This window comes from Carnobacterium sp. (assembly GCF_045617425.1).
GTDB lineage: Bacteria > Bacillota > Bacilli > Lactobacillales > Carnobacteriaceae > Carnobacterium_B.
Window position 1 is genome coordinate 50580 of sequence record NZ_JAZLIO010000015.1, and the last position, 24155, is coordinate 74734.

Consider the following 24155-nt stretch of genomic DNA (forward strand, 5'->3'; position numbering starts at 1 on the left):
TACACAGTATTCCACGTTTATTGTAGCGCTTTCAAATTAAAAAGTCATCTTTAAACTCTTTAAACTAAACTATAAATCCATCTTTCATGTTATTAATTAACACGCTAGCACTAAGAATCTAGCTACCGCTATCCAATTTCCGCTTCTATTATTATTATTTCTCTATCTGCTGAAACCATACTTGTAGCTCTATATTTATCGTTCTTATTTTCCCATTCAATTAAGTACTCGTTATCTATTTCTTTTGCAGAAATAATCGTAGCTTCACCTAAATGATTGCTGTACTCTCTTATAATAAACTGTTCAGCCTTATCTTGGGATATCACTGAACAACCAGTTAACACAAAAATTAAGTGAGACATAAATGAGCAATGGTATTTTCCTCATAAAATAATCTCCTCTTCAGTTTATTGTCTTGTCAAAAACATGTCCGATTATTAACTAAACTTTTATTCTTTTGAGAATAGCTGATGAGATAATAAAACCAATTAAAAGAGAGCCAGCAATCAGAAAAAATGATGGTAACGCTTGGTTTAATCCTTCACCATAAAAATAATCTTGAAATAACTTAAACATACCAAATCCTATGATAACAGACGTTACTAACCCAATAATGTAAAATAATAAAGTATGAGTAAATGTACTATTATCGCTCACTCTTTCATCATCGTTGTTCATACTCCCACCTGTGTGTACAGGCTCAGCACTATCTAGCGAATTTTTATCGGCATCTTGCCCAACATTTACTCTAGCATATAAAGAACTTGAAATATTACTGTGTTGATTATACTTATTTTGCTTATCGCGATCACTCATATTAAACGCTCCTTTTATTCTAGTTAGTTGTTAAAGGACTAAACCAATACGAAATTATATTTTATTTTATTATACCACAGTGGGAAGCGCATTCTTATCTTTGCTTTAATAAATTAAGGTGTTGATTTGCTGTATCTTAGAAGTTAAAAAAATCCCGATTTTTGATATAAATCTAGGGCTTTTAGTTAATTACACTTAAATGTAAGCTTTTTATAGACAAAATGAGAGTAAATATCTGCTTTAATCAGCTTCTTTCTCCCTCATTCTTTGAATAGCTTCTGATTACTCGGCTATTATTTCTTCTTTTGAAGAAATATGCCATTTATTTGCTACAAGTTTTTTTAGATAGTCATCAATACTAATTTCCTCTATTTCCAACGCAAGTGGATGCAAAGATACATAACATTCATTGGTAACATAATTTACAGTAACTTTTACAACTTCATAGCCATTATGAAATCTTGGATCAAATCCAGGGTCATCAATTATATCTCCTTTAACTGGACGAAAAGTTGATTCAACTGGTTTCGTTACTATTTCAATACGATTGCTTTCTTTTTGTCCTTTTGTAGCTGTTAGAAAAATGACCAGATTAATTTTCAATTGCACACTCTCCCTTACTCACGTTTTTTCAATTATACTCTATCATTAAATTACCAATCTTTATATTAGAAGCTCAATCACTCCTAGCGTCTTTAAAAATATAAGCAAAGATACTATTGATGGAAGATGGAATCGTACATAGAGAAGTTTATTGAGAAGTTCCCCCCCAGTTAGAAGACTCATTAACGGATTCGGGAAACACTTTAAACTTGTATTAACAGCTATGCGTGAATAGATCACAAATTTTATACAAAAAGAATAGAAATAAAAAAGGGATCCACTGTCTTTTTGAACAAGTGATCCCTTTTTTAGTAAGAAACATGATTTCTTGTAACTCCGTACGTATAATACACAATAATTCATGTGTTTTTTTCAGTAGAGTGAGTGTGGGACGTAAAGCGTTTAGTCCCGAATCTTCTAAAGCATACCTTACTATTGCTTATCTGGTTGTTAGTAAAACTTATTTTATTTTCAGCATAGCTTCAATCAGAGAACAATCTTTTTTTTACAGCTGAACAATTTCAGCCCTCTATCTTGCTTTGTCGTCTTCAGGTTTACTGAAGTGTTCAAATGAAAGGCTGTCTAAATAGGACATATCTTCTGCAGAAATTTCAAAGTCGAAGATATCGGCATTTTCTTTGATTCGGTCTTCATGTACCGATTTTGTCAATGGCAGAAATTCATGCTGCAGGCTGAATCTCAGTAACAGTTGCGCAACACTTTTACCGTATTTCTCACACATAGCTTGAACTTTCTCATCTTCTGACAATTCTTTAATAGGCGCAAGCGGAGAATAAGCTTCAATTACCATATTGTGTTTACGGCTCAACGCAACGGTATCTTCTTGTAAAACACCAGGGAACAGCTTAATTTGATTGACCATTGGTACAATCCGGCAATTATCAACAATATTTTCTAGATGTTTCACTGCAAAATTGCTGATTCCGATTGCTTTTAATTTGCCTTCTTCATACAAATCTTCAAGAGCTCGCCAAGTATCGATATCGTCTTGTTGCCAGTCTCCGTTAGCACTTTTAACTACCGGCCAATGAATAAGGACCAAATCAAGATATTCCAACCCTAACTTTTCCAAGGATTCATCAGTTGACTTGCGGACAGCATCGTAACCATGATTGATATTATTGATTTTGGTAGTGATAAAAAGTTCTTCACGCGGAATACCGCTTTGACGGATACCTTCTCCAACGTATTCTTCATTTCCATACATTTGAGCTGTATCAATGTGCCGGTATCCTGATTTAACAGCATTTATTACACCCTCGACACACTCTTCAGGATTCGTTACTTGCCATGTTCCATAACCTAAAACGGGAATTTCATAACCGTTTGTTAACGTAAATGTATCTGACAGCTTTTTCACTTTAATCATCCTTTGCTTGTTTTATTGTTATCACGGGCTGGTTATTCCATTCATTTTTCTTTTGATAGATAGAATTTCCTTACCTATTATTTATAATAGACCTTAGACTATACTCTAAGTCAAATGAAAGCTATAATAAGTTATCGATTCAACAAATTTGGTGAATCTTTTATTTTATTTCTATTATTATTTTTTAATATAGACTAGGAGGACTTGCAGTGCATTATACTATTGGCCAAGTTTCTGAAATAACCGGATTTTCAAAATATACTTTACGGTATTATGATAAACAGGGTTTACTGCCTTTTGTCGAAAGGACCGCTGCCGGTGTTAGAAGCTTTAGTGACAGTGACCTGTCCTTTTTGGACCTGATCAGCTGCTTAAAAGGTACCGGTATGTCTGTCAAAGAAATCCGAAACTTTATTGAGTGGTCCATGGAAGGCGACTCCACACTGGAAATTCGTCTCCATATGTTCGAAGAACACAAAAAAACAGTGGAAGACAAGCTGGTTTCATTTCAAAAAAATTTAGATAAAATCAACCATAAGATCTCCTATTATCAAAAGGCGGTTGAAACTGTTGATGCTAACAAATCGGTTTAGATAGTAAACTCAGTCTATTGGTTAGTAAAATATGCTTTAACCTTAATAAAAGAGAGATGGTCATTACTATTAAACCTATGGTGAATACAGGAACAAGGAAATCAAAAATAGATGACAACAACTGGACTACCAAAACAAAAGCTAGGGACTTAAGCTGCCAATTTGAATATATACTAGCGATTACGAAAGATGGTCCATGTATTTTAACTTCTCAAAATGATTAATAAAATAAAATGACCCCCAAAAGTTCAACCAACTTTTAGGAGTCATTTTATTTTTTTTATAGAAACAGTCCAACAAACATAGCAGATAAGATAGGTACAATAAATCCGCCTAACATTCCTCTAAGTGCAAGTTTAGATAAATCATTTTTTCTAGTTGGTGCAAATACTGATAATCCTGTTACACAAATCGCAATACTAGCAAATGCTCCAAAACTACCTACAGCAATGGATAACATAGCTACTGCTCTATCCGATAGCTCAGCCATCATAGGCGCTAAATCAGCATAAGCGACAAATTCATTAATAGACATTTTTGTACCTAAAATTTGCCCAGCTATCATTGCTTCAGAACCATTTAACCCCATCAACCAACCAATTGGCAGAAAAACATAGCCTAAAGCCTCTGTAAAGCTCGTTCCTATTAAACCTAAAATACTGTTTAATAATGCCACAATTGAGATTACAGCAATCAAACTAGCACCGATACCTAGAACCATTTGTAAACCATTATTGATTCCTTCAGACATTGCAGAAAAAATTGACGTATTAGATCCTTTACGGTCTAATGTTACGTCTGACACTTGGCTGACTTCTGTTTCGGGTGTCAAAATTTTAGCCACTAGCATTGACCCAAATGGCACCAAAGCAGTTGTGATCAGCAACCATTTCATAGGAATTCCTAGCAAATTATACCCTACTAAAATAGAAGCTGACATTGAGCCCATTCCTGAAACCAAAACCGTCATCAACTCTGATTTCGTCATATTTGGCAGGTATTTGGCTACTAAGAAAGGAGATTCTGTTTGACCTAAGAACATATTTGCCACCGCTACAAACGACTCTGCTTTCTCTGTACCTAGTAGTTTACCTACAGCTCCTCCTATAATTTTCACTACCCAACCAACTACACCTAAATAACCTAGGATACCTGTTAAGCCCGATAAGAAAATAATGACTCCCAGTACATCAATAAAGAAATACCCTTGTCCAAATAGATCTCCAAACACAAAAGTTAGCCCTTCATTAGCAAAACTAAACAGCTTTGTTACACCGCTTGCTAATTGTTCAATGATCCAACTACCAATAGGAACTTTAATTAAGAATAATGACAAAACAATTTGTGCTCCTAAAGCAGTAAAGACTGTTCTTTTATTAATAGCTTTTTTATTATCTGATAAGAGAAAAACAATCCCCAACATAACAATAATTCCTAAAATCGTAATCAATTTATTCATTTATTTCCTATCTCCATCTCTGCTAATTTATCTTTAACCATTGTTACGACCGTATAGGCATCTGCTGGGTTATTGACTACATCAATTTTGTCTATGTTGATAATCAATACCTCAGAGGCGTCATAATATTTGGCAACCCAATTGTCATAGCCTTCCCAAAGGGCTCTATAATAGTCCAGCAACCCTTGATCCTGCTCAAAGTCTCTGCCACGCAAACCGATTCGGTAAAGTATAGTTTCAAAAGACCCTTGCAAATAAATCATTAAATCAGGCGATTTTTTTGGCAATTCTTGTAATTCTTCCATCATATTATTAAGCAATTTTTCATATATACTGAATTCCGTTTCTGAAATACGCCCTAGTTTAGTGTTTACTTTCGCAAAATACCAGTCCTCATAAATTGATCGATCTAAAACATTGTTTTGGTTATGTAGCGCTTCTTTAATGCTTTTAAACCGACTATTCAAAAACTCCAATTGCAATAAGAACGGGTAACGTTTTACTCTTTGCTCCTCTTCGCTTGCTGTATAAAATAAAGGCAAGATTTCGTTGTCCTCTATATTTTCATAAAAGACCTCAGTACCCAAAGACCCTCCCAAAAGTTCAGCCACACTTGTTTTTCCTGCTCCAATCATTCCACCAATTACTAAAATCGCCATCTACCCCTCTCCTTATTTCAAGGAAAAAGAGTAGCCCATTGAGCTACCCTTTTTCTATTTAGTTAAACATTGTTATCTTGATTTTCTTTGTTGCTTTATCTGAAATTGATTTGCTAAATAAATTCAGAATAATCTTCTATTCATTTAAAGCTACTTATTTTATAAATAGCCATAACCTCATCAAGCAGCACCTTAGTTATAATACTACTATTTTCCAATTTTTTCAACAGAAAAACACAACATATGCTATTTTAAATAAAAAAAACACAGCATGTTGTGTTATTGCTAAATTTATGTTTTTTATTTAACTGCTATTCTTTAAGACTAGAAAGACAACCTATTGTATCATATTTAGCTATGAATATTAGGAAGTCTAATTGATTTTTAACTTAGTTTTTCAAAAAAAGAAAAATAGACAAATCACTGGATTATCCCACATGATTTGTCTATTTTTCCACCTACTTCTATTATTTAATTGAACTCTGGCATACTACCCGGTTCTCCTTCACTTGGTTTTTGTATATCGCCATTACCAGGCTGTTGCATGCCGCCTTCCATTTGCCCAGTTGTAGTTCCCACTGTGGTTGCAACTGATTCAATTGGGACCTCAAACGTTTCATCATTAACGGATAAGGTATAGGTTTCATCTACTGCTAAATCAGCTGAACTAAACTGCACAGAAGTGAAACTTTTGTCTGCTGTCCATGACAAAAGAACAGTACCATCTGCATCTCTTAATTCAATTTCACTCTCTGCTTCATAAGTGTTTTCGAATCCGTACAATACACTTGCTTGACTAGAACTTCCTGAAAAAGTTACAGCCATACCTGAACTACCAGCAGCCATTAATGTTCCTCCAGTAATAATAGTATCCCCATTTGAATCAATTGTTCCGTTTCCGTCATTTTCTGGTCCACTAACTGTCGTTAATCCTCCAGAAATTTCAATTGTTCCATTTGAATCTAATCCATCACCGCTGCTATTCACTGTCAATGTACCACCAGAAATAATTAATGCATTTTCACTACTACCAGCTGTTTCACCGGGACCAGCTTGTTCGCTAGTTGTGGAAGTACCGCTAGATGCATTTACCCCATCATCACTAGCTAAAACCGTTATCTCCCCGTCATTGATTGTGATCGTCTTGCCTTCAATACCTTCATAACTTTCTGTAATCGCAACAGTTGAACCGTTTAATTGCAAATCATTGTTCGCATGTAAGCCATCATCGCCAGAAGCTAATGTTAATGTCCCACCTGAGAGTGTCAAGTTGCCATCAGTATGAACTGTATCATCAGCCGCATTAATAGTGATCGTTCCATCATTGATTATCAACTCGCCAGTTGCTTTTAACCCTTTTGTACTTGTCGAACTAGTATCGTCCGTATCCAAATTTTCCTCTGTTTCTGTTTCTGTTTCTGCAGTTTGATTAAAGAAGTCCATTCCCATACCTTCCGATGTTTTCGCTACTGCATTGGCACTTCCTCCGCCTGCTGTAATGTCAAAAGTCCCGCCATCAATTTGAAGCAGTGTTTCAGCTTGAATACCGTCTTGATCTGCATCCATCACGAAATCTCCACCTGCAATATAAACAAATCCTCTGCCTTCTTCTTGATCGTTGTCAGATTGGATACCATCAGCACCTGTATTCAACGTGAATGTTCCGTCTTTAATTTTGACTGCATCTTTTCCTGACAGACCTTGTCCAGCTGCAGTAATTTGATACGTTCCGCTTACGATAACCAAATCATCTTTTGATACAATACCATGATTTGTATTTCCATTTACTGTTAAGTTTCCAGATCCGTTCACTGTCAAATCAGCCTTACTAAAGATTGTTCCATCAATAGTTGTTGCATCATCACCTGTTCCGATAGATGCTGTACTTCCAGCTTTATCCGTCAGTGTATTTTCTGAACCTTCTGCTAAAGTCACAAAAACTTTCTCTGCTTCTTCAATAAGCAGCGGCGCACTGCTTGAAGAGGTAATCTCTACTCCATTCAAAATTAAATGAACTTCTTCAGTATCAGGAGCCGTCACTTTGATCTGACCATCTGAGAGAGTCCCACTGATTAAATAGGTTCCTCCTGCTGTAATAGTAACGACATTACCATCAACCGTTGCTCCATCTCCGCTGCTCGTGCTTTGGGCATCAGCTAATTGAATAGTAGTTGAATCAGACTCGTCATACCCGACTTCAAGATCATCTGAGCTGAATTCTAAGTCATAGTCCACTGTACTTTCCGAAGTGCCAGAATCAGCAATTACAGTGGATTCTGCGCTTTGGGCAGTATCAGAAGAAGTCGCTTGGCATCCCGCCAGCATTACTAAAACAGCTAGAGTTAGAAATGGGGTAATTTTCGTATGTTTCATCTTTTTTTTCATTATAATTCTTCCTTTCCAGATAACGAGCGGCCACAAATAATTTCTAAGTTTCCATTCCTACAACGCAAGGCATCAATCAGTTGTTTTTCTTGCATTGGATCTTTCAACTCAATGGTGTATTCAAGACGAAACAGACTACCCATGTTGGTCGTTTTCACTCTCAGCATTTGATAACTAGATAGGTATTGTTCGAAAACATCATCAAAGATCGTACTATAATCTAGGTTTTCGGGAATAGTGATTTTTAACATACGGACCTGTTCACCCATTTCGCCGAAGTTGGAAAGATTCAATATGACCATCACACCACAAATAACCAAAGCAAATACTACGGCAACTCCTATATAGCCCATACCAGTTGCTAAACCGATAGCCATGGCTAGAAAAATACTGCTGATTTCCTTAGCCGATCCCGGAACTGAGCGGAATCGCACTAGACTGAATGCTCCCATCACAGCAACTCCGGCTCCAACGTTCCCATTAACCAACATAATGACCATTTGCACCATGGCCGGCAATAAAAATAACGTGCCTACAAATCCTTTAGAATATTGATTTTGGTGCATATAGGTCCATGAAATAAACCCACCTAAAATCAAACTTGCTAGTGTACAAAAAATAAAACTTGAAATTGAAAACGCAGACGTACTTTCCATATATAAACTATTAAACAATTCACTCATGCACTAAAAACCTCTCTTTCGTTTACTTCTATTGTTGGTTCTTTTTGTTTCTTTAAATAATTTTGATACCCATTAGCATATTTTGAAAATTTGGTTGGATAAACTTGTTGGTTAGATAAAATACGGGCGAGCCATACAGGCATTGCTTCACAAATTTTTATTTCCATCAACAAGTGATTTTTCGGTAAAATTGCTTCGCCATACGATCCAGATGATAATGAAAGATCCTCTGTTCGGTATAAAATTTCTTGATCAAAAGTGATTCGGATATCGTTATCCGACTTTCCACAGTAAGCTAGTCTTTTATAAGACAAATACATAGCTGGCTCTAAGTCGGGATAAAAAGAAAGGACAGACTCAAATTCACGTACTTTTTGATTATCGCTGACAAATTCAAGCTCATTTTGATGTGTTAGAAATCTTTCCGCATGTTTCAATTGCATCTTTGTTCTTCTTTTGTAGACAATCCCATCAAATTTTTTCTTAATCTCCACATAGACTGAATCTTTTTTTGTTGGAACACCATAACTGCGCAATCGAACTTTTTCTTTGTAGAGCGGTTTACTCATTGAGTGACGTATCAAATACCAACTCGGAGTATCATAGTAAATATTTGTGATCAAATGTTTGCCGTATTGGTCCAGTTCCATATACGGTCTAAGTTCTATGAGTAATTTGTTCCATTGCTCATAAGTAATTAAGTACTTTGTTTCCTTTCGTTCAAAAACACTTTGATAATTAGCCATATTCCTTACCTCCTTGCTCGATGGATACAATATAAAACTTGAACCTTAATTGAACCTTAAGTTTAAAATTTAGAAGCAACTCTTTATGTCAGAGGAAACGCTAAGGCAACTAAAGAAGTTCGTCTGCTCTTCATGGCAACTATCTAAAAAAACACTGAATCGATGACATAAAAAAAAGAATGGCCCAATTTTTTTAAAGAAAATTGGGCCATTCTTTATTAAATTTAGGGCTGATACTTTTTATTGTTTCAAACCCGTTTTCAACATGTTTTCCTAACTCTGATGCTTCTTCTATCAGGTTCTGTCAAGGCCTTCAGTCAGACACTTTCCATCTGTTTTAATGACTTCTTTGAACCATTCGTAACTTTTCTTCGGAACTCTCTTCATGTCTTTCAAATTATGGTTATCGCGGTTCACATAAACTAATCCATAACGTTTACGCATATCTCCTTGTGAACTCAAAATATCAATCAAGCCCCATCCAAGATAGCCCATTACTTCTACTCCATCGATGTACATAGCGTCATACATGGCTAATAAATGTTTCTTATGATAGTCGATGCGATAGTCATCTTCTATTAGATTCGATCCATCCCACTCTTCTTTCACTCCAATACCATTTTCAATTGGAAAGACAGGTACCTGATAGCGTTGATATAATTTGTTTAACACATCTCGGAATCCAAGTGGATCAATCTGCCAGTTCCATTCTGTAGTATCTAAATGTGGATTGTCTAATCTCCCGTAATGCATATACTCATTTGGAACTGTTCCCGCTGGAATCTTTTCAGCGCTGATGGTTGACGAAGCATAATAACTAAAACTGATAAAATCATTCTTCTGATTTTGAATTGTTTCTAATTCTCCAGATAATATGTTCATATCAATTTCGTTGTTCTTCACAAACTGCATCATTTCTTTTGAATACGTTCCTTTTGTATAAGCGTCAAGTAACGTATAGTTTACAAATTCATCCCATTTTCTAGCTGCTAGAATATCTCCAGGCTTGCAAGTTGCTGGATAAACTTCACTATAAGCTAGCATTCCACCAATCTGAGCATCTGTTGTTTCGTGAAGATAATTGGCAATTTCAGCATGTGCCACCATGACATTGTGTAAAATTTGATATAACTCATTTGTCGTCTTTTCTCCCTGTAAATATCCACTGATTCTAAATGCTTCTGGGACATGGTAGAGATTCTGCTCATTAAATACAATCCAGTACTTCACTTTATCCGCATAACGATCGACCATTTCTTTTCCATATCTGACGAAGGCATTCAGTACTTCTTTTGAAACTAGCCCATTATATTCTTCTGCTAAATGCAAGGGCATGTCAAAATGATATAGACAGATCATCGGCTCGATACCTCTTTCAAGCAATCCCTCAATGAATCGATCATAATAAGCAATGCCTTCTTCATTCAATTCACCGTTACCGTTTTTAATCACTCGTGACCAAGAAATCTGGAACCGATACATATTCATGCCTAAGTCTTTGATGTAATCTAGATCTTGTTCAAAATGATGATAATTATCATTCGCAAATTTCCAATCACTTGTATCTTCCGTCGCTTCTCTTACATCGTAAACAGACGGGCTCTTTCCACCCTCATCCCATCCTCCTTCAGTTTGCATGCTTGATACTGAATTACCCCAAAAAAATTTAGTCATCGTCTAGTCTCCTCGTCTTTGAATTAAAATGTAATCGGTTTATATTCATACTCTAGCAAAGTTTTATTTTTATGTAAAGACCGGAATATATTATACTACGAATCATGTGAATTTTTTCTTTTTGACAAAAATGATGAAATAAAGATACCTAAACTGGACAAAGAAAAGACAAGTTTTCTGATTTATATCAGTGACTTGTCCAGCTATTTTTATTTTATTGGCAATACAACTTCAAAAGCAATGGTTTCATCATCTATTGAGATGGCTCTAATTTGTCCGTGGTAATTTTCTACTATGGCAGCTGCCAAAGACAACCCGATGCCATAACCTCCAGCCGTGTGTTTTCTTGCTTGATCTTCTCTGTAAAAACGGTCAAATAATCGATCAAATTTTTGGGGCATTTCGTTAACCGTATTAGAAATGAGCAATTTGATTTTATTGCTTTGTTGGCTACTTAAATGTACTTGAATGGTTCCCGGTTCTCGGACATATTTATTTGCATTATCCATTAATAGCGAACACAACTTATGAATCGACTCCACTTCTGCTTGAATAAATAAATCTGGTTGAATATCTAGAGCAATAGCAACCTTTTTTTGCTCACCAATAAGAACATAAGGTTCACATGTTTCGCGCAAGATTTTCGAAAAATTAACCGGTTCAATCTTAGGTTTATAGGACTCCTCTTCCATTTGTGTGAGTTGAATCATACTTTCCATCAAACCATTTAAACGACGAATCTGTTTTCCAGTACTTTCTGTCCATTCATTCTCTCCGTTAAGCATTTGCTGCACATCATTATTAGCTGAAATAATAGCCAATGGCGTTTTTATCTCATGACCCATATCGGTAATAAATTGCTTTTGGCGATCAATACTTTCTTGAACAGGTTTCACAATTTTTTTTGAAAAATAAACTACCAACAAAAAAATGAGTGCTAAACTGATGAACCCAATGGATAATGAATTTTGAAAGAAGGTTCTCACCGTCTGCAGCTCCCGTTGGCTGTCAACAAACAGCAGCAAAAAAGTTCCATCCTCTTGCTCTACAACTCTATACCGAAAAACATCCACGTATCCTTTTGTATCATCTGAAGATAAGATATCCTCTGAATAAATCCTTCCTGTTTCAGAATTGACCGACCGTATTCGTGTTGTATCGATTTGAATGACTTGTCGATTGGAATTGGCAACAGCAGTAAAATAACGAGTTTCAAAAGGGGTCTCTGCCGACACCGCTTGATTTGGCGGTAAGATTCTTGGTTCAATTCCCGGTTCTTGTTCTGTGAATTCCTCATCTGGAAATTCTCCGCCATTTTCAGTTAAAATACTCAAAATTTCATCTGCTCTTTCTGCTGCGTGGAAGTAATTTGTGGCGTTCAATGAAATTAATACGACAGACATTACCACAAAAACAGTGCTCATAGTAACCAGTATAAATTTCTTTCTTAGCTTCTCAATCATTTAATAACCTCCAGCGAATACCCCACACCACGAGTAGCAACTATTTTGACATGAACTTCTAGTTCCGCTAATTTTTTTCGCAAATTACTTAAATGTACCCAGATACTGTTCATTTCGATATCCGCATCCCAACCCCAGATACGTTCGATCATTTGGTCGGCTGAAAAAATTTGTTTCGGATTTTCCATTAGTAATTGCAAAATTTGACATTCTTTGTTTGATAATTTTATTTCGTTTTGACCATTACTGATACGCATACTATCTTTGTTCAATACTAAATCTTCAAATGATAAATTATTCGCTTGTAAAACTGTTTTTCGGCGTGTCATAGCACGTACACGTGCTAATAACTCTCCCATTGCAAATGGTTTCGTCAAATAATCATCTGCTCCAAGATCCAGTCCGTTGATACGATCCTCGATAGCTGATTTTGCTGTCAAAAGCAAAATAGGCGTTTCTTTGCCTTCTTTTCGCAACTTTTCTAGAACTTCTAGCCCAGAGCGTTTAGGCATCATAATATCAAGAATAAGCCCATCGTATTCAGCTAAGGAAGCATATTCATAAGCGTCTTCTCCATCATGAACACTATCCACAGTATATCCTTGGTTTTCTAAAATCACTTGAATGGCACGAGCCAAATCCTGTTCATCTTCTGCCAACAAAAGGCGCATGTCACAAAACCTCCTCAAAAACTTCTTTTGATTAGCATAGGCCACTCGATTAAGATGTGCAAGATAATTTGTATCGATAACAACTGCTGCAAGGGCTCACTGAACACGCTAAGTCACTTATATACTTAGTTTTTTTTACTCTTCTTGTGAAAAATCAAAAGATACTATACTATTAATGTATACAATTTGCTCTGTTTTTTGGAAAGAAAATAGACTAATGAAAAGGAGGTTTTTTTGTGAATACTACTAATGTCGACAAACAAAACAGCCATCTGGATTTGAGTGATCCAAAAGTTAAAGCTGCTTTTGAACTTTATCAAGATTATGCTGAAGTTCCTTATATTTCACCTGAACGTGATTTAGAGAAATGGTTAGCTGCAGTGTCTATTGGCTCTGAAAAGCTAGTACCAAAAAGAAATACGATTCGTTATGAAGAAGACATATTGCCTGGTCATTTAATTTTACTGTGGCGTATAAATTTTGGAACATTTACAAATATGAGCGGATATCCAAAATACTTTGAGTACGATTATGGTATCAATGGTGCTCAAGCCTTAGATGAACTTCAAAAAAAAGGATATGCATACGAACTTTCTCCATCTGATTCGTTACCGTATCTGAATGCTGCACAACTAAAAGCTATTTTAAAACAATTTGACCTTACCGGCTATTCTAAACTAAAAAAACCAGAATTAATGAAACTTGCTACAGAACACTTAACGGATGAGCAACTTGGTCCTCATTTTAACATTAGAGGATATAAAATCACTCCAGTGGGAGAAGAACTTATACTGAAATATCCTGAACCTGTAGACCGCCATCCTAAAAAGAAATACTGATTTAGCTAAGCAAAAAAACGGAGTAGAATGAACTACTCCGTTTTTTGCGTTCTACTCACTTTCCAATGTTGCTCCAATTACTCTGTTTCTCCCTTGATTTTTGGCCTTGTATAAACAACGATCGGCTAACCGGAACAGATTTTTCATATCTTTTTTTTGAGTAGAGGCAGCTAACCCAATCGATATAGTCATATTGATGCCAGCTCCATTTTCCAATAAAAATTCTTTACTTGCTACATTAGCTCTAACTTTTTCGGCAATTTTTTTTTGTTCAGTATACGGTAAGTTGTTTAAGATTAAACAGAATTCTTCCCCTCCAACACGGTAAACAAGTTCACTATCTGGAGCTCCAACTTTTAAAATTGTAGCTAGCTGTCGTAAGATAAAATTACCATTTGCATGTCCATACTTATCATTTATGCATTTAAAATGATCAATATCCAGCATCATGAAAGCTGTTGTTCGAACTGAATCATTTGCGGCAATCGATTGCCATTTTTTATTGAATTCCCTCATATTGTATAAACCAGTTAAGTAATCCATTTTTGCACGTTCTTGCTCTTTTAAAAATAAAGACCGCATTCTTATCAAATCTTCAATAAATAATGTAACAGCAATAACTACACTACTTGAAAGAAGCAATACGCTTAAGCAAATAAAAGTACTCAATAAAAGATTATCATATAAAAGAAATAAGTTCAGAGCAATAGTTGACACACAAATCGCATTAAGCATCAGTAAAATAGCATATCGGTTAAACCATTTCATTAGTTTTTTACACACATAAGGCAATACCAGACCAAGTACAATATATATTGACGCTGTTCGAATTGAACTAGGATTGATTCCCCATAGTAAACGCAACACTGCCATCAATACAGCTATTGGAAAAGAAACTGAGCTGCCAAAATAATAAACCAGCAAAATTAAAATAACATGCCTGAAGTCTAAAATGACATTTTCAGGTAATTTTACTGAAAATAGCATTAAAAGAGAACTTGTCACCCCAGATAAACCAATCATCCAGAGCCTTTGACTTAAGCTAATCGTATATATTTTCTTTTTGGGAATCAGTTTAACCAATATATAGGATGCTGTAGTGAGAATCGAGATATTAGCAATAACATTTAAGAAAATAGATGTCAGCATGCAAACCTCCTTCCATCAGCCAGACACAGGAAATAATAACTACATAAATCAGTACTTTCTTAACAACACTTCTTTATCTTTTTTGAAGGTTTTCCAAAATAGTAGCCTTGTTGGATGAATATCCCTTGTTTTTTTAATCTGTCACTTGTCTCTTGATCTTCAATTCCTTCCACAATGAAATCAAGATGATAATCTTCAGAAAAATGTTTCCAAGCAGTTAGGAACAGATTTAACGTCTCTTCATTTAAATCTTTTTTATCGCATTTTACAATCGAAAATTTAATTTGGTCTAGATAAGAAGTATATTTCAAAACCTCATCTAACGAATTTTTTCCCGAATCTACATCATCTAATGCGATGTAATATCCTTTTTCTTTGATTGATAAAAAAGCAGAATGAAGTTGCTGATCAACTGTTAAAGCACCCAAATTATTTATTGTATCAACAAACAATGGTGGTTCTTCTGTTACTTCGATTATCAATTGTTCAACAAATTGTTGCATGTTTGTAAAAAAAATATGCGTTTCCGGGTAAAGTAATTGATTTGGTGCAAAATTAATAGCAAATTTTTCTGTGGGTGCTGAATGCAATACCTGCGTCATTTCATCTTGAAACCATTTCAAAAAATAGTAATGCTCTTCTTGATTTTTTAAAATATTAGCCATTTTCCCTACTGGATAATACGGATTTTGTTCTTTATTTCTTAACAATACCTCATATCCAACTACTCGATCGTGTCGTACATCGACTTTAGGTTGAAAGTACAATTGAAATTCATCCATTTAAAGGCCTCCCTTACTACTATATTAAATCGGTCACTTCCATTAAAAGATAAGTCATACATCTATTTCTCATTTTACCATTTAACTAGAGAACGGCTTAGGTTTAAATCATGGTTCATTCAATAATGACTACTTGGAAGTTAATTAATTAGTGTAGTGAGTGAGCAATTCCTCAGAACTATATATCTTTTGCTCTATATTAATATTTAGTAATTTTTTAGTTAGTGCATTAAACGTATAGTGTTCATCAATTACTACTATATAATCATAATTAGACAACGTCGTTATAAACTCTTCATCCGAAATAATAAAATTTTCAATCGCATCCACCTGGTTTGAGTATAAATAATATTTCCCTACATACTGCGTATAATAGTTGTCTATATTTTCTTTATCTGCACTTACTATCAGATAACTTGCATTGTTCAAATTTTGATTGTCCTTCGTAACACTTTTTACTAAATAAGGTATTTCATTTTCATAACTCTTATTCATAAACATCATACCATTACTTTCAGATAAAACTAAACCTGTAGAAAAAAATAACAATAATATGGAACCGTATTGATAATATTTTTTTGTTTTGATAGTTTTATAAGATTTATGGTTTCGCATCGCTATATTTTGTTCATAGAGAAGCGAGTCCATTTCTTGTACAATCGTTATCGAGAAAATGCCTAAAGAAAAAATAACCATACTTGAAGCATATCTTTCAAACCCGGCTAATACTAATGCTTCATCTATAGGCATAGAAAATAAAAACATTCCTAATATCCCTACATAATACAGAAGAATGATAGTATCCGTCAAAAGCAACATCTTGATCAGACTAGACTTTCTTTTAAAGATTACCCGAATGATGAGAAAAGATCCAATAAAAAGAATATTTATAAGTATGATTCCTTGAGTAGATAAACTATGCCAATCTGTAATAGTTGAACTAAACGATTGGACAATTTGACTGGTTATTTCGTTTGTCTTTTCCGCAAATATATCTTGATAAGACCCTATGTTCACACTATGTTTAGACACTTCTTCTGTAAAGGTATTTTCCACATGTATATCCCAAAGTATAAAAGTAACCATAGAAAAAAGGATTGTTGAGCCAATTCCTAATACATACATTAGTTTAGAATACTCTTTATTGAAGTGCTTTATACTTATATATATATAATAAATCAGTACAATCAGCACAAAAAACAATCCACTATTTTTAACAACAGCTAATGTAGATAATAGTATAACCGTATGAATGGATGAAAGAAGAAAGTTTTTTCTCAACACATAAATACCTGAAATTGCAGCTAATGCTAACAATGGCAACATAAAATCGACCAATAAGTTATTCATTCGAATGGCTATATTGAAATAATTAAATAGAGCTATAGTAAAAAATAAACTACTAGTCATAAGAGACTTAGAAGAATCTCGTATAACAGCAAATAGAGAATACAGTGCGGCAACAATGAGGATAAATTGACCTAACAACATAACACCTTCATGATATCCTACAATTAGGGTGACATAATAAACGAACAGAGAAGATCCGATGGGATAAGATGTAAAACTTATAATCCCAGTTGCAGCAGTAGGTAGTGAAGCTTCTGTAATAAGATATTTGACAATTAAGCCCCAGTGAGAAAAATTATCATAGTGAACCAAGTTTGATTGCACTAAAACAACAGAAATAATCAAAAAATAACCGAGCATCCATATTCTAATCAGATCTAACGAAAAAAGCCTATTGATAACATAATCTTTATATTTAAAAAAATTATATCCAAAAAGAATCATTCCAATAAAGAACATCACGAGTGCAGTGCTATATAAAAATCCTGTTAAAGAAGCAAAATACAAAACAAGTATATTCACACAAAAAACAACTACTAAGGACAACTTTGGTGGATAATCAAACTTCCTTTCAATAGATAATCGATACCCATATGTTGACAAGCCAAAAAGAAACAAGCGTAATCCTATATTTATCATCCTTTGTTGCTCCAATCCTTCACTAAATCATGAAAAGAATTTTCCTCAATTAAGTCGTTTAGATTATCTACTAGATAAACATATTCACCAGTCGTCACATTAAATTCAGATAACGTAAGTTTAAATACTACCTTTTTGTATAGGAAATCTATTTTCTTTTGCATGATACCTACAACATTACTTTCTATCACCATTGTTTGAAAATCAAATTGTTTTACCTTTACAGGAGTATCCTGAATCTCTATACTTTCATTCATTGTAATAATTGGGAATTTAGCTATTTTTTGAGAAGTAACTGGTTTTTTTATTGAGAAATGTTGGATAAGATTATCTATTAAACCATCCAATGGCGATAGCCACACATCATGTTTCTTTGGCAAATATTGATTACTTCGATCATAGACTAACTGAAAATAGGCTTGTTTGTCATCTAGTGTTGGTTTTTCAATCCAAACTCCATATAACCAACCATCAGATTGTTCCATTACTCTAGCAATTTTCCCTCTCACCTCTACACTATGCTGATCCGTTTGTATAGCAAAATTGAGCCAAACATCTGGTGGAAAATAAATAGGTTCTTCAGAAAAGAAGGAAAGTCCTTCTTCTGATATATTAGTTGTATACAGAGAATACTCATGATTTAAATACGTTACTGTTAGAGCTTCTTTTGCATAAAATCTTTCAAATTTGCGATAAATTGGGCGACCTAAAGAAAATAAAACAGCATACGAAAGATTAACAGTATGGTGTAGTAACCAAAATGTAATAACACTACCATACAATAATTCCGACCCGAACTTTCCATAGTTGAATTTGATTAAACCATAAAGAGAAAGAAGAAGCATAATAAGATGAGGCACGACATACAACAATTCATAACGTGACCTATTCACCGTTTTTTTAGTAACTTTGAATTTTTTTTCTGTAATCCCAATAGATTCTAAGAATACAGGTACCACTAAATAAGGAGCAAAGATAGTTTCTTGTATTTCTCCCCAACGCTGCGATCTGATTTCGCCCGAAACACTAGTCATAGCTCGTTGCAATAAAAAATAACCAGGCAACCAAAAACACATTAACACCCAAAAGTCAGTATCCACTACCCGAATATCGAACACTGTAAATAATATTGGAGCAAACACATAAAGAAGCCGCCTGAAAAATGACCACCAATACAAATAGCTATTCAAAAAAACCATTTTCTGATTCCAATTAAAATCCGGATTAGTTAATATACGCAAATTATATATACTACGAATGACCCCCCGTGCCCATCTTATACGTTGTTTTAAGACACTTTGAAAATCAGATGGGGTCAAACCACTGGCCATAGGTTCAAGCGTTGAAATACTTCTATAGCCACAACTGTTTATCTTGGCACCCAATTGAAAATCTTCTGTAATCGTATTAGTAGGAAAGCCGCCAGCCACCTCAATCGCTTTCCTTAAAATCAATGTATTCGATCCTGTATATATAGCAGTATCATGTGCATTATTTAATACATTTACCTCTTTAGAAAAAAAATCTTGTTCATTAGCTATGGAGTTTTCTGAGAATAAATTATATTGAAAAATATCGGCATTATAAAAACTTTGTGGTGTTTGAATAAAGCCAATATGTTTACGATCTGGATCGTCTTTAGCTCTGAAATCTTCCATAAAGTAAGGAACAGTTTCCATTAAAAATTTCGAATAAGGAATCATGTCTGCATCGAACGTTGCTACTAAAGGAGAATTTGTTAACCTTAATGCATTATTCAAATTTCCCGACTTTGCATGTTTATTATTTTCAAAACCTGCGTATCCTACATTAAACTGTTTTGCTAATTCTTTTACTTCTTTTCTATTAGTATCATCAGACAAGTAAATATGAACTTTCGAAGGATCCGGGTATTCCATATGAACACAACCATTGACCGTTTTATATAATAATTCTACATCTTCATTGTGTGTGGCTATGATGACATCTACATGTGGATATTCTTCATTTTCTACTATCGGTTTTTCCAACATTTTTTCTTTACTCTTGCTCCAAATTAAAATAAATGCTGTGAAATTTGAAACAACTTCACTTATCCAAAGCGCTATACCAAAAATAAGTGCAAATAATGATCCCGATAAAGGCAAAGTAAAGAACAGTCTCCACACTAAGTAAATGACTGAAAATAAAACTGCTGCCAGATAAAGTATTTTTTTATTATCTTTCATTTGACCACCTTATGAAAAACCCATTTTTTTTGAACATAAAAACTAATTAAGAACAATAATAAATCTATTACTACTTTTAAGATTGTAGGACTAAAATCCATTAGCCTATTATGCACCATTGACACGAAGAAACTTGAGACAAACGTTTGTACAATAACTAACCCATAGTATTTAATAAGACTATTAGAACTGCTATTTTTAAACACAATGTAATTATTCACAACATAATTAAATAATGAAGACACACTGCGAGCAACGTATGAAGCTACAGTAATCGTTTGAAAATTACTTTCTCCTATAAAATAAATGATAAGAGAAAAAAGACTGATATCAATTAAAAAAGAAAAAACAGATGAAAAAAGATACCTCATAAAAACAGCATAAATAGCTATAGAATCAAATAAAGCATGAAAATGAGAAGATTGATTTTCTTCGATATAAATTGTTTTAATTGGTACTTCTATAATAGCTATATTTTGATTTTTCGCTTCTAATAACATAGTCATTTCATATTCGAAACGTTCTCCTGAGGTATTGATTAATTGTTCCATAAAAACCCGCGGGATAACCCTTAATCCTGTTTGAGTATCTGTTAATTTAATTCCTGTTGTGGCTTTCATTATTTTTCTTGTCAGTAAATTTCCAAATTTACTTCTAAGAGGTACTTTTCCATCGAAACTTCTTACTCCCATAATTAAAGCATCATCATGCACATTAAATGCATCCACACAAATCGCCATATCCTTATATTGGTGTTGTCCATCTGAGTCAATCGTAACAACTCCTTTAGCATTTCCAAAGTGCTCCAACACATAATTCATGGCAGTCTTCAATGCTCTTCCTTTGCCAAAGTTCTGTTCATGCTTTATAACCACACAATCAAATTCATCTTTTGCACTTTGAAAAACATTTTCAAATGAGCTCCCGCTACCATCATCTACAATCACAATAGGAATTGTAGTGGGTTGCATTTTTCTAATTGTTGCTAACAACGTAAGTAATTTTTCGTCTGGTTCCAAAGATGGTATGACAATTACTATATTTTCCATATCATCCTCCTTCAAATCTCTATATAGATAAAGTTCCAATTTTAACTTTCATAATCTAGCTTATTATTTAACTTTAATCACTGTAAAAAAATTGAAGAGAGATAGAGTACATCCCACTTCAATTTTTACAGAACTCCCAAAAGCTAACTGCAAAAGAAACTAATTATATATATATTTCTTATTCATAATAAAGTAAAATTTATTTTCATTAGATTCTTAAACAGTTCATTCTGTTATTTATATCACATACAATTTTTTTTATCCATTACTTTTATATCCAATAGTCCTTTTTATTCCACAGTTATGTTACTCTTGTTCACAATTGATTAGAATTATATAAGACATTACCATAGTTTAAAAAACTAATAAAAGTAACGATTGTTACAAAAAAACTGACTTGCTTAATTAAAAGCAAGTCAGTTTTTTTAGCTGTATCATCTCAAATGACAGATGTTATTTCTACCCTAGCTTAATTGAAAATTCAAAACCAGTTGGATTTTCTGTAAAAGGTCTGCCAAGTTCTTTAAAGACTAGTTCAATTCCATTAAGATCATCTGGCAAAGAAGGTGAAATAATGTAACTAGAACTCATATGTCCGGTTGTTCCTCCTCCTTCTGATCGACAAATATACGTATCATCAATGAACAAGTCAAAAAGATTTGGATCATAGCTAAATTCAATAGACTCATCCCTCTCCTCCCAATCAATGTGTAAATATAGTACACTCGCGTTAATATACTGCCGAATATAGGTCACAGTGTATAACACTCCTTGATTTTCATATGTTTTAAGCACAGGCAAATATTTCCTAAATTGAACTGGTTCAACAATCGGTTGAAAGATGTCTTCCATACCTATTGTTGTAAAGAACGATTGTAAATACTCTTTTTGAAAACCGTACTCATCAGCCAAATTAGAAACGACCTTGTCAGGAGGAATCAGTTCTCTATTTACAATTTTTTTACGGTCATTTAATAACTCACAAAGTCTTTTATCAATTGATAAAATATTTTCGTTATAATAAGTGTCTAAACTCTCAGTTGGTTCAAATGTCATACCTAGTTCCTCCATGTTTTCTATATAAAATAATAGTTCTACTTTTAATATCCGGAATTGCATATTGAAGTTTTATTTTAACAAAGGAAGTTCTAAGTCGCTATATTATTTTTATCATACCCCGTTTGTTCAAAATGAGCCACAGCGCCAATCAAGTTAGCATCATTGTGAAATTCACAAACTTGAATGTTTAATTTAACATCTTGTGCTCTTTGACGTTCTAAATAAAAGGAAGTCCGTTCATGCAAACGTTGAATAAGGTCTTCTCTGACAGATATCCCACCACCAATAACAACCATATCAGGATTAAAACTAATAGAAAGATTATAAATCCCTCGTGCTAGGCCATCAATAAGACCGTCCACATATTTAACTGCCAGTGGTTCTCCTCTATCCGCTTCTTTAAAAAGATGCTTTCCATCCACAACTGTATTTAATCCCATTTCTTTTCCATAACGTTCTGCAGTTTGAACTGGACTTCCCATTTCGCTTAACGTATGTTCACCATCTAACAACATGTAGCCAAATTCTCCCCCGAAAAGATCTTTCCCTTTAAATAACTTACGATCAATAACAACGGACCCGCCAATACCAGAACCAATGATTAAGAACAAAGCGTGTTGGATATTTTTAGCAGCTCCATACCATACTTCTGCTAATGCAGCACAATTGGCATCATTCTCCATTGAAACTGGTACTCCAAATAGATTTTCCCATTCTTTCTTGATTGGGAAAAAATGAAGATAAGGAACCGCACTTATTCCACTGATAGTCCCTTCTTGTGCATCAACAGCACCCGGGGCACTGATTGCTACACCCTTGACTGAATGATCTTTAGTAAAGCTAGCATAAACCTTCATCATTTCTTCTTTCATATCATCCCAATTTTTTGGTGTATAAAATGAACCTTTATTACTTAATTCTTCATTTTCAAACAATCCAAATTTAACTGCTGATCCGCCAATATCAAATACAACAATACTCATCTAGTCACTTCCCATCAATTTAGTTAATAGTTTTCTCATTTCATTATTCATATTAGTAACTTATTTACCCAATAATTCACTTTTTCTTTCAAATTAAACTATTAAAAAGGAAAAAGCCAACGACAGAGAATATCCCTATATTGGCTTTTTCTGTAAAAATTTTTATTTTTTATTTAGTCAGATGATCATTTTTCCCACTTCATTTAATCACGTGTTAAGACAATTTCTACTGAGAATTCGTCATAACGATGGATAGATATAGAAAACTCAAAGGTATTTCCAGTATCTAAATAACCTACTTGCTCAGCTACAGCAACAGGGTCTCCACTTTCAAGTCCGAGTTTTTCTGCTTCAAACTCCGTTGCTTTACGAACAGAGACAGTTCTATGTGCGCTTTGAATCTTCAGATGTAATTCATTTTCAAGATACTCATAAATGGATTCTTTAATATTCTTTTCTTTGATTCCAGGAATGAGATCAATGGGCATATACATTTCTTCTATTACGACGGGCTTATCATTAACGTAACGAACCCGACGAATATCATAAACAAAATTATCCGATGTTATGTTTAATTTTTTAGCCGCATGTTCGGGTACTTGTACAATAGAAAAATTTAAAATTTTACTAGAAACTTTTTTATCTGGATAAAGTGCTGTTGTACCACGGAATTGATTTGCCATGATGACACGTTCGATTTCTTCTGGATTGAGATCTTTCACAAACGTTCCAGATCCTCTTCTCTTGATAATCAAGCCTTCAGTTACTAAGATATCTACGGCTTTTTTAATTGTCATCTTGCTAGAATCGTATTGGATACACAAATCTTTTTCAAAAGGCAATCGTTGATTAGCAACGTACTCTCCTTTTAAAATTTTATTGCGTATATCGTTAGAAATCATGATGTACTTTTTCATTTTTATTGTCCCTTTCGCTACCTCAGTTTATTTCTGAAA

Annotated in this window: 22 protein-coding genes and 1 pseudogene; 3 read left to right on the forward strand and 20 right to left on the reverse strand. The window is 34.1% G+C overall.

Features of this window, described 5'->3' with window-relative positions; translation table 11 throughout:
* Window positions 1-128: 128 nt before the first annotated feature.
* The 4 genes from ACKI3H_RS07635 to ACKI3H_RS07650 form a co-directional block, all read right to left on the reverse strand.
* Window positions 129-326, reverse strand: a complete 198-nt coding sequence (locus ACKI3H_RS07635; protein WP_407371684.1) for a hypothetical protein — start codon at window positions 324-326, stop codon at window positions 129-131.
* A gap of 115 nt (window positions 327-441) precedes the next feature.
* The gene (locus ACKI3H_RS07640; protein WP_407371685.1) at window positions 442-816 is read right to left on the reverse strand and encodes a hypothetical protein; all 375 of its coding nucleotides are present in this window, start codon (window positions 814-816) and stop codon (window positions 442-444) included.
* A gap of 282 nt (window positions 817-1098) precedes the next feature.
* Window positions 1099-1419 (reverse strand): hypothetical protein, encoded by a 321-nt coding sequence (locus tag ACKI3H_RS07645; protein WP_407371686.1) that lies wholly within the window; start codon window positions 1417-1419, stop codon window positions 1099-1101.
* 529 nt (window positions 1420-1948) lie between these two features.
* On the reverse strand, window positions 1949-2800 hold the full coding sequence (locus tag ACKI3H_RS07650) for an aldo/keto reductase (RefSeq protein ID WP_407371687.1): 852 nt from the start codon (window positions 2798-2800) through the stop codon (window positions 1949-1951).
* Between the two features lie 218 nt (window positions 2801-3018).
* Here ACKI3H_RS07650 and ACKI3H_RS07655 point away from each other — a divergent pair, with 218 nt between their 5' ends.
* Window positions 3019-3402, forward strand: a complete 384-nt coding sequence (locus ACKI3H_RS07655; RefSeq protein ID WP_407371688.1) for a MerR family transcriptional regulator — start codon at window positions 3019-3021, stop codon at window positions 3400-3402.
* A gap of 47 nt (window positions 3403-3449) precedes the next feature.
* A pseudogene (locus ACKI3H_RS07660) lies at window positions 3450-3626 on the forward strand (type I methionyl aminopeptidase); the annotation flags it as partial.
* 56 nt (window positions 3627-3682) lie between these two features.
* Here the strand turns inward: ACKI3H_RS07660 and ACKI3H_RS07665 are convergent.
* The 8 genes from ACKI3H_RS07665 to ACKI3H_RS07700 all read right to left on the reverse strand — a co-directional run bounded on the left by ACKI3H_RS07665 (window position 3683) and on the right by ACKI3H_RS07700 (window position 13142).
* Entirely contained in the window at window positions 3683-4861 is a 1179-nt protein-coding gene (locus tag ACKI3H_RS07665) for a NupC/NupG family nucleoside CNT transporter (RefSeq protein WP_407371689.1), read from the reverse strand.
* Window positions 4858-5520: a deoxynucleoside kinase gene (locus ACKI3H_RS07670; RefSeq protein WP_407371690.1), complete on the reverse strand. Its 663-nt coding sequence runs from the start codon at window positions 5518-5520 to the stop codon at window positions 4858-4860. Before ACKI3H_RS07670 ends, ACKI3H_RS07665 begins: the two co-directional genes overlap by 4 nt.
* A 471-nt stretch (window positions 5521-5991) precedes the next feature.
* Complete coding sequence (locus ACKI3H_RS07675; protein ID WP_407371691.1) at window positions 5992-7905, reverse strand: carbohydrate-binding domain-containing protein; 1914 nt, start codon at window positions 7903-7905, stop codon at window positions 5992-5994.
* Window positions 7905-8588: a DUF4956 domain-containing protein gene (locus ACKI3H_RS07680; protein WP_407371692.1), complete on the reverse strand. Its 684-nt coding sequence runs from the start codon at window positions 8586-8588 to the stop codon at window positions 7905-7907. Before ACKI3H_RS07680 ends, ACKI3H_RS07675 begins: the two co-directional genes overlap by 1 nt.
* The gene (locus tag ACKI3H_RS07685) at window positions 8585-9334 is read right to left on the reverse strand and encodes a polyphosphate polymerase domain-containing protein (RefSeq protein WP_407371693.1); all 750 of its coding nucleotides are present in this window, start codon (window positions 9332-9334) and stop codon (window positions 8585-8587) included. Before ACKI3H_RS07685 ends, ACKI3H_RS07680 begins: the two co-directional genes overlap by 4 nt.
* Before the next feature lie 294 nt (window positions 9335-9628).
* Window positions 9629-11008 carry a glycoside hydrolase family 1 protein gene (locus ACKI3H_RS07690; protein ID WP_407371694.1) on the reverse strand — a complete coding sequence of 460 codons (1380 nt, stop codon included), beginning with the start codon at window positions 11006-11008 and terminating at the stop codon, window positions 9629-9631.
* Window positions 11009-11217: 209 nt separating this feature from the next.
* Window positions 11218-12471, reverse strand: coding sequence for a sensor histidine kinase (locus ACKI3H_RS07695; RefSeq protein ID WP_407371695.1), 1254 nt, complete (start codon window positions 12469-12471; stop codon window positions 11218-11220).
* Window positions 12468-13142 (reverse strand): response regulator transcription factor, encoded by a 675-nt coding sequence (locus ACKI3H_RS07700; RefSeq protein ID WP_407371696.1) that lies wholly within the window; start codon window positions 13140-13142, stop codon window positions 12468-12470. The genes ACKI3H_RS07695 and ACKI3H_RS07700 overlap by 4 nt, the downstream gene beginning before the upstream one ends.
* 236 nt (window positions 13143-13378) lie before the next feature.
* Here ACKI3H_RS07700 and ACKI3H_RS07705 point away from each other — a divergent pair, with 236 nt between their 5' ends.
* The gene (locus ACKI3H_RS07705) at window positions 13379-13981 is read left to right on the forward strand and encodes a hypothetical protein (RefSeq protein WP_407371697.1); all 603 of its coding nucleotides are present in this window, start codon (window positions 13379-13381) and stop codon (window positions 13979-13981) included.
* 51 nt (window positions 13982-14032) lie between these two features.
* Here the strand turns inward: ACKI3H_RS07705 and ACKI3H_RS07710 are convergent, their stop codons facing one another.
* The 8 genes from ACKI3H_RS07710 to ACKI3H_RS07745 all read right to left on the reverse strand — a co-directional run bounded on the left by ACKI3H_RS07710 (window position 14033) and on the right by ACKI3H_RS07745 (window position 24116).
* Entirely contained in the window at window positions 14033-15130 is a 1098-nt protein-coding gene (locus tag ACKI3H_RS07710; protein WP_407371698.1) for a GGDEF domain-containing protein, read from the reverse strand.
* Window positions 15131-15189: 59 nt separating this feature from the next.
* Window positions 15190-15912 (reverse strand): EAL domain-containing protein, encoded by a 723-nt coding sequence (locus tag ACKI3H_RS07715; RefSeq protein WP_407371699.1) that lies wholly within the window; start codon window positions 15910-15912, stop codon window positions 15190-15192.
* Between the two features lie 144 nt (window positions 15913-16056).
* The gene (locus ACKI3H_RS07720; RefSeq protein WP_407371700.1) at window positions 16057-17901 is read right to left on the reverse strand and encodes a lantibiotic ABC transporter permease; all 1845 of its coding nucleotides are present in this window, start codon (window positions 17899-17901) and stop codon (window positions 16057-16059) included.
* Window positions 17898-20108: a glycosyltransferase gene (locus tag ACKI3H_RS07725; protein ID WP_407371701.1), complete on the reverse strand. Its 2211-nt coding sequence runs from the start codon at window positions 20106-20108 to the stop codon at window positions 17898-17900. Before ACKI3H_RS07725 ends, ACKI3H_RS07720 begins: the two co-directional genes overlap by 4 nt.
* Entirely contained in the window at window positions 20105-21157 is a 1053-nt protein-coding gene (locus ACKI3H_RS07730; protein WP_407371702.1) for a glycosyltransferase, read from the reverse strand. The genes ACKI3H_RS07725 and ACKI3H_RS07730 overlap by 4 nt, the downstream gene beginning before the upstream one ends.
* A 459-nt stretch (window positions 21158-21616) precedes the next feature.
* Window positions 21617-22213: a hypothetical protein gene (locus tag ACKI3H_RS07735; RefSeq protein WP_407371703.1), complete on the reverse strand. Its 597-nt coding sequence runs from the start codon at window positions 22211-22213 to the stop codon at window positions 21617-21619.
* Window positions 22214-22305: 92 nt separating this feature from the next.
* The gene (locus ACKI3H_RS07740; RefSeq protein WP_407371704.1) at window positions 22306-23199 is read right to left on the reverse strand and encodes an ROK family protein; all 894 of its coding nucleotides are present in this window, start codon (window positions 23197-23199) and stop codon (window positions 22306-22308) included.
* Window positions 23200-23402: 203 nt separating this feature from the next.
* On the reverse strand, window positions 23403-24116 hold the full coding sequence (locus ACKI3H_RS07745) for a GntR family transcriptional regulator (RefSeq protein ID WP_407371705.1): 714 nt from the start codon (window positions 24114-24116) through the stop codon (window positions 23403-23405).
* Between the last annotated feature and the right edge of the window lie 39 nt (window positions 24117-24155).

Excerpts from the sequence above, each read along its gene's own strand:
- ACKI3H_RS07665 (WP_407371689.1), bottom strand. The coding sequence starts at position 4,861 with ATGAATAAATTGATTACGATTTTAGGAATTATTGTTATGTTGGGGATT.
- ACKI3H_RS07740 (WP_407371704.1), bottom strand. The coding sequence starts at position 23,199 with ATGAGTATTGTTGTATTTGATATTGGCGGATCAGCAGTTAAATTTGGA.
- ACKI3H_RS07730 (WP_407371702.1), bottom strand. The coding sequence starts at position 21,157 with ATGGAAAATATAGTAATTGTCATACCATCTTTGGAACCAGACGAAAAA.
- ACKI3H_RS07680 (WP_407371692.1), bottom strand. The coding sequence starts at position 8,588 with ATGAGTGAATTGTTTAATAGTTTATATATGGAAAGTACGTCTGCGTTT.
- ACKI3H_RS07710 (WP_407371698.1), bottom strand. The coding sequence starts at position 15,130 with ATGCTGACATCTATTTTCTTAAATGTTATTGCTAATATCTCGATTCTC.
- ACKI3H_RS07685 (WP_407371693.1), bottom strand. The coding sequence starts at position 9,334 with ATGGCTAATTATCAAAGTGTTTTTGAACGAAAGGAAACAAAGTACTTA.
- ACKI3H_RS07675 (WP_407371691.1), bottom strand. The coding sequence starts at position 7,905 with ATGAAAAAAAAGATGAAACATACGAAAATTACCCCATTTCTAACTCTA.
- ACKI3H_RS07640 (WP_407371685.1), bottom strand. The coding sequence starts at position 816 with ATGAGTGATCGCGATAAGCAAAATAAGTATAATCAACACAGTAATATT.
- ACKI3H_RS07700 (WP_407371696.1), bottom strand. The coding sequence starts at position 13,142 with ATGCGCCTTTTGTTGGCAGAAGATGAACAGGATTTGGCTCGTGCCATT.
- ACKI3H_RS07725 (WP_407371701.1), bottom strand. The coding sequence starts at position 20,108 with ATGAAAGATAATAAAAAAATACTTTATCTGGCAGCAGTTTTATTTTCA.
- ACKI3H_RS07670 (WP_407371690.1), bottom strand. The coding sequence starts at position 5,520 with ATGGCGATTTTAGTAATTGGTGGAATGATTGGAGCAGGAAAAACAAGT.
- ACKI3H_RS07695 (WP_407371695.1), bottom strand. The coding sequence starts at position 12,471 with ATGATTGAGAAGCTAAGAAAGAAATTTATACTGGTTACTATGAGCACT.
- ACKI3H_RS07720 (WP_407371700.1), bottom strand. The coding sequence starts at position 17,901 with ATGATAAATATAGGATTACGCTTGTTTCTTTTTGGCTTGTCAACATAT.
- ACKI3H_RS07735 (WP_407371703.1), bottom strand. The coding sequence starts at position 22,213 with ATGACATTTGAACCAACTGAGAGTTTAGACACTTATTATAACGAAAAT.
- ACKI3H_RS07715 (WP_407371699.1), bottom strand. The coding sequence starts at position 15,912 with ATGGATGAATTTCAATTGTACTTTCAACCTAAAGTCGATGTACGACAC.
- ACKI3H_RS07745 (WP_407371705.1), bottom strand. The coding sequence starts at position 24,116 with ATGAAAAAGTACATCATGATTTCTAACGATATACGCAATAAAATTTTA.
- ACKI3H_RS07690 (WP_407371694.1), bottom strand. The coding sequence starts at position 11,008 with ATGACTAAATTTTTTTGGGGTAATTCAGTATCAAGCATGCAAACTGAA.